This is a genomic window from Hymenobacter agri (assembly GCF_054778495.1).
Genome location: NZ_BAAGZM010000269.1, coordinates 1 through 5,583, shown reverse-complemented (window position 1 = coordinate 5,583; position 5,583 = coordinate 1). Strand labels below are relative to the sequence as shown.

General features: G+C 60.6%; 4 protein-coding genes. 2 read left to right on the top strand and 2 right to left on the bottom strand.

Annotated elements, in window-relative coordinates:
• On the bottom strand, positions 1-1,379 hold a 1,379-nt coding region (locus tag ACYVDE_RS13380), incomplete at its 3' end, for a RagB/SusD family nutrient uptake outer membrane protein (protein ID WP_460502046.1).
• A gap of 28 nt (positions 1,380-1,407) precedes the next feature.
• Complete coding sequence (locus ACYVDE_RS13375; RefSeq protein WP_460502045.1) at positions 1,408-4,605, bottom strand: SusC/RagA family TonB-linked outer membrane protein; 3,198 nt, start codon at positions 4,603-4,605, stop codon at positions 1,408-1,410.
• A gap of 428 nt (positions 4,606-5,033) precedes the next feature.
• On the opposite strand from ACYVDE_RS13375, the gene ACYVDE_RS13370 reads away from it, so the two are divergent.
• Both ACYVDE_RS13370 and ACYVDE_RS13365 read left to right on the top strand, forming a co-directional pair.
• Complete coding sequence (locus ACYVDE_RS13370) at positions 5,034-5,291, top strand: helix-turn-helix domain-containing protein (RefSeq protein WP_460502044.1); 258 nt, start codon at positions 5,034-5,036, stop codon at positions 5,289-5,291.
• A gap of 113 nt (positions 5,292-5,404) precedes the next feature.
• Positions 5,405-5,583 (top strand): recombinase family protein (locus ACYVDE_RS13365; RefSeq protein WP_460502047.1); only part of this gene is annotated, 179 nt, incomplete at its 3' end.

Here is a 5,583-nt window from a genome sequence, read left to right as displayed (position 1 = left end):
GGCGGGGCCGGCGTCGGGGCCGGGTTCAGCAGCAGGCCGTAGCCGCGGCGGCGCACCTGGTTGATGGCATCAAAGGCGATAGTGGTGGGGCCGTTTACCTCGTTTTCGGCCTCGGCCAGCATCAGCAGCACGTCGGAATAACGCAGGATGGGCCAGTTGCGGCCAAAGTCGGTGGTGCCTTTGGGCAGCACCACTTCATATTGGCGGCGCCACTTGCCGCAGTCGCGGTGCCAGATGCGGTTCGAGGCCGTCCAGGGCACTTCGGTGGGGATGGTGGCCGTGGTCACGGTGCCGGTGGTGGTGTAGCTGAAGGGCGCCAGCGTCCAGTCGCGGCGCAGGTCCGGCGACACGTCCGTCAGCGGCGTGATGGGCGTGGTGGTGCTGTAGGTGATGGTCGACTCGTAGCTCTTGTAGAGAATGCCGGTACCCTGCTCCAGCCGGTTGGTCTGGCCCACGGCGTTGTTGGAATTCTGAATGCCGATGTTTGTCTGGGCCTGCTCGCGCAGCGTGCCCAGGCTGGGGTTGTAGGTGAAGCCCACCTCCCACATGCTCTCGCGATAAGTCAAGTCATAGGCATCGGCCGACATGTTGATGAACACCTGCTTGAAGTCGGGGTGCAGCTGGTGCAGGCCCGAGTCGCGCACCTTCTTGGCCCAGGCCAGCGCATCGGCGTAGCGCCTGGTGTCATTAATGGGCGCGCCGGCAGCGTAGAGGCACACGCGGGCCAGGATGCCTTCCACCGTGGTGTTGCTCACCCGCTCGTTGAAGGTAAAAGCAGTGGGCAGCTGGTCGCGCAGCAGGTCGTCGGCGGCCGTCATCTCGGCAATCACAAAGTCGTACACGTCCTTTGCCGGCGTGAAGGCAATCTGCCCGTCGGCGGCCTGGGTGGTCGGTTTGGTTTTCAGCGGCACGTCGCCCCACCACTGCGCCAGGATGAAGTAGTTGTAGGCCCGCAGAAACCGCGCCTCACCCTCGATGTGGCGCCGGCTGGCGTCGGACACGCCTTTGGCCTGGTTCATGTTGGCCAGCAGCAGGTTGGCCCGGTCGATGGCCGTGTAGAGCTGCGCCCACAGGTTGGCCACGTTGGCGTCGGAGTTCACCGGGTTATAAGAGTAGATGTTGCTGCCCGACGAGCTGGTGTAGGTCGATTCGTCGGTGTTGTTGGCGTACACCAGTGGGTACACGCTGGCGTAGAAGTTGTTGCGGCCCAACAGGTCATACACGCCGGTCAGGGCGGCGTTGAGCTGGGTTTCGTTGGTGTAATACAGCGAAGGGTCGACGAAATTGGTGGGCTTGGTGTCCAGAATCTCGCACGAGGAGGCGCTGAACAGCGCGGCAACCAGCACGGCCGAAGCCAGAGAGCGGCGAAGTGATTTCATGGGAAAAGCGAAGCGGGATGGGTGGGATTTACAGGGTAATGTTCAGGCCGGCCGTGAGCACCAGCGCGCGCGGGTAGGGCGAGAAGTCGTAGCCGTTTTGCAGGCCGAAGCCCTTGGTCGACACTTCCGGGTCGTAGAAGGAGTAGTTGGTCCAGGTTTTCAGGTTCTGGGCCGAGGCGTACACCCGCACGCCCTGCAGGCCCACGCGCTTGGCGTAGAGGGCCGGCACGTTGTAGCCCAGCTGAATGGTTTTCAGGCGAATGAACGAGCCGTCTTCTACCGTGCGGCTGGAGAACACGCGGGTGCCGTTCACGTTGCCGGCCACGCCGGCCACCACCGCGCGCGGAATCTCGTTGCTCGGGTTGGTGGGCGTCCAGCGGTCGGCGTAGGTGGCCAGGTAGTTCACCTGCAGGTTGGGCGGGCTGCCGCCTTCCAGGTACACGCGGTTGGCGTTGAAGATGTCGTTGCCGTACGACCACTGGAAGAACACGTTCAAGTCGAAGCCCTTCCAGGTGAAGTTGTTCGAGAAGCCGCCGGTATGGGTCGGGTTGGGGTCGCCGATGATGGTGCGGTCTTTGGCATCAATCACGCCGTCGCCGTTCAGGTCTTTATACTTGATGTCGCCGGGGCGCGTGCCGTTCAGGCGGCCGGCCACCGCGCCGGTGGTGGTGCCCAGCGAAGGCCGGTCGTCCTTCAGCACGTAGGTGCCGTTGGCCAGCTGGTCGAAGTCCGAGAACTGGTAAATACCGTCGAACACGTAGCCGTAGAACATCGAGATGGGCCGGCCCACCTGCGCCACGTACAGCGGCACCGCCGTGAACGAACCGCCCGAGCCGGTGAGGGTGGTGATGTTGTCCTGGCCGGTGTTCAGCGACACCAGCTTGTTACGGTTGAAGGAGATGTTGAAGTTGGTGTTCCAGGTGAAGTTGCTGTTGCTCACGTTCACCGTGTTCAGCGTGAACTCGATGCCCCGGTTCTGGGTGGCGCCCACGTTGATGACGCTGCTGCCGAAGCCCGTGCTGGTGGGCAGGGCCGAGCTCAGCAGCAGGTCGGTGGTTTTCTTCTGGTACACGTCCACTTCCAGCGCAATCCGGTCTTTCAGGAAGCCCAGCTCCAGGCCGCCGTCGAACGAGGTAGTGGTTTCCCACTTCAAATCGGGGTTGCCCAGCGAGGTTTCGGCAAAACCCTGGGCCAGCGTGCTGCCGAAGGGGTAGGTGAAGTTGATGTCGGTGGCAATGGTGGAGAGGTAGGCGAAGTCGCTTACCCGGTTGTTGCCCACCGCGCCGTAGCTGGCCCGCACCTTGGCGTTCGAAATCACCGGCAGGGCCTTCATGAAGGCTTCGTCGCCCAGGCGCCAGGCCACCGCCGCCGAGGGGAAGTAGCCGTAGCGGTTTTTAGGCGCAAACTTCGAGGAGCCGTCCACCCGGAACGAGCCCGTGAAGATGTACTTGTTGAACAGCGTATAGCTCAGGCGGCTGGTGTAGGATTGGAGCGTGAACCGCGACGACGCCGAGTTGGAGGCCGAGAGCGTGCCCTCGTCTAGGCCGCTCACGCCCAGCGTTTCGTTGGGCACGCGGTAGGCCGAGAAACCGAACGACTGCGAGTTGTTGAACTGCATGGAGTACACGCCCAGCAGGTTCAGCTTGTGGTTCTGGTTGAATTCCTTGTTGTAAGTCAGCGCGTACTCGTTGTTGTAGTCGTTGGTCTGGGTGTAGAACAGGCTACCGTTCACGCCGTTGGTGCCCTGCGAGGTGAGCGGGCTGCCGCTGCGGGTGAGCGAGTTGTTGAAGATTTCGCGGCGGCCGCGGTTCAGGTTCGCGCCGCCGGTCACGCGCAGCGACAGCTCCTTGGTAAAGTCGTAGTTGAGGTACAGGTTAGCCGTCAGGTTGCCGTTGTAGTTGTCGTTGATTTCGTTCTGGGCCGAGTACAGCGGGTTTACGCGGTTGTCGAGCGCCGCCAGGTCGGGGTCGGTGAAGCTCGAAAGCAGAGCCGCGTCGTCGCCGCTCGACGATACCGGCTTCTGCGTCAGCACCGCGTACACGAGGTTGAAATACTCGCTATTGCCCGAGTTGAAGCCCGTCTGGTTGCGCGGAATGGTGCCGTACTGCTTGGTGTCGGCGTAGTTCACGTTCAAGCCCACTTTCAGCTTGGTGCCCACCTGCTGGTCCAGCGTGAGGCGGCCCTGGTAGCGCCGGAAACCACTGGCCGTAATCACGCCCTTCTGGTCAGTCAACGAGCCAGAGAAGGAATACTTCGTCATGTCCGTGCCGCCGCGCAGCGAGAGCGTGTGGTTCTGAAACAGGGCGGTTTTAAACAGCGCGTCCTGGTAGTCCACGCCCTTCACGTTGCGGTAGCTCTCCAGCGTGCGCCCATCGGTGAAGTAGGGCGCGGCCAGGGCGGGGTTCAGGTCGTTTTGCAGGCGCACGTACTCGTACGGGCTCAGCACATTCAGGCGCTTGGTCACCTTGTTGATACCCACGTAGCCGTCATACGAAATCTGGGGCGGGCCCTTTTTGCCGCGCTTGGTGGTGATGATGACCACGCCATTGGCTCCACGCGAGCCGTAGATGGCCGTGGCCGAAGCATCCTTCAGCACATCGATGCTCTCGATATCGGCCGGGTTGATGGAGTTGTTGTTGGGGTTTTCGATGGGGAAGCCGTCGATGACGTAGAGCGGGGCGTTGCTGTTGTTCACCGAGTTGTTGCCGCGAATCACAATGTTCACCGCGTCGCCGGGCTGCCCGTCGGTCGAAGTCACCTGCACGCCGGCCACGCGGCCGGCCAGGGCCTGCTCAAACGAAGTAACCGGGGCCTTTTGCAGCTCCGTCACGTTCACGCTGCCAATGGAGCCGGTCAGGTCGCGGCGGCGCACTTCGCCGTAACCCACGCCCACCACTTCGGCCTCGTCCAGCATCTGGGAACCGGGCTGCAGCTTGATGGCAAACGTCGTTTGGCCAGATACCGCCACTTCGCGGCTGGTATAGCCAATAAAGCTGAAAATCAGCGTCGCATCTGGCTTCACCCCGGCAATGGTGAAGTCCCCATCGGGCCCCGTGGTGGTGCCTTGCGTGGTACCTTTCACCAGCACGGTGACGCCTGGCAGCGCGCCATCGTTATCCGTCACCCGTCCTTTCAAAATGATGTTCTGGGCCGCCGCGCCGAAGGCCAGTAGCACCAGCAGCAGCCCCATCGCAAACTGCGCCAGGCCGGTGGTTCTGCTGCGCAACCGCGCGCAGCTAGTTGACAAAGTAATTTTTTCGTTCATAACGCAAACGCAGGGTGGGTTGATTTTGCCAGAATGGTTAGGGTGAGGTCGGATGCTGCGGAAAGCCGGCAATGCATCAATTTTTATCAAAATTATTCTCAGCTATAACCCACGCCTTCCTGAACCCTCCTGACGAAATTTTATTTTTTCGATTGACTTGTAAGTCACTTTTAATCAGTAAAATAACATAAATAAACAAGGGCCTTTATTTCTGAACATTCTCAGAAATAAAGGCCATCCAAAAGCAAAAAAGCACTTTGCAATGGCCACTTACACCGCTCAGCTACTCGGTAGAAACTCATCACTAGCAGCCATCAGAATGCTGACATTACCCATACCCGCTTGGGTACACCGATTACGAGGATATCCGCACCGAAGCATTTGGCTCAGTGGGCACCGCAGAGCGCCAGCAGCACGAGCTGGAGCTAAATGCCGAGCTGCTGGCTGAGCGTATCAAGCAGTTTCGCAAGCGGGCCAAGCTTACGCAGATGCAATTGGGCGAGCGCATCGGGGTGCAGAAAGCGCAGATACCTAAGTTTGAAAAAGACGCTACCAGTGTTTCAGTCAGTACCATGGCCTTGGTTAAAAGGTTGGTCCAAAGGTTAAACGGTCGGGTTGCGGACTGCTGGTTTGTAGGGCATGAGTGACGAGCTTGCCGCGGGAATCCTTTTTTTTCGGTGAATGCTGCAACTAACCAACTTTAGCAAAACGTATCAAGGGCGGGCGGTGCTGCGCATCAACTCCTTCACCCGGCACTAAGGTGGTCGAGGACCTGAGCCGTCGGCAACTGCACCTGATATCCTTGCAGGACCCCATTGATACTACCTCGCCCGGTGGCCATTTGGTGTTCCAGATTTTCTGCGCCCTGGCCGAGCACGAGCGCAACGTGCTCGTGCAGTGCACCCACGCCGGGCTCCAGGCTGCCCGGGCCCGCGGCCG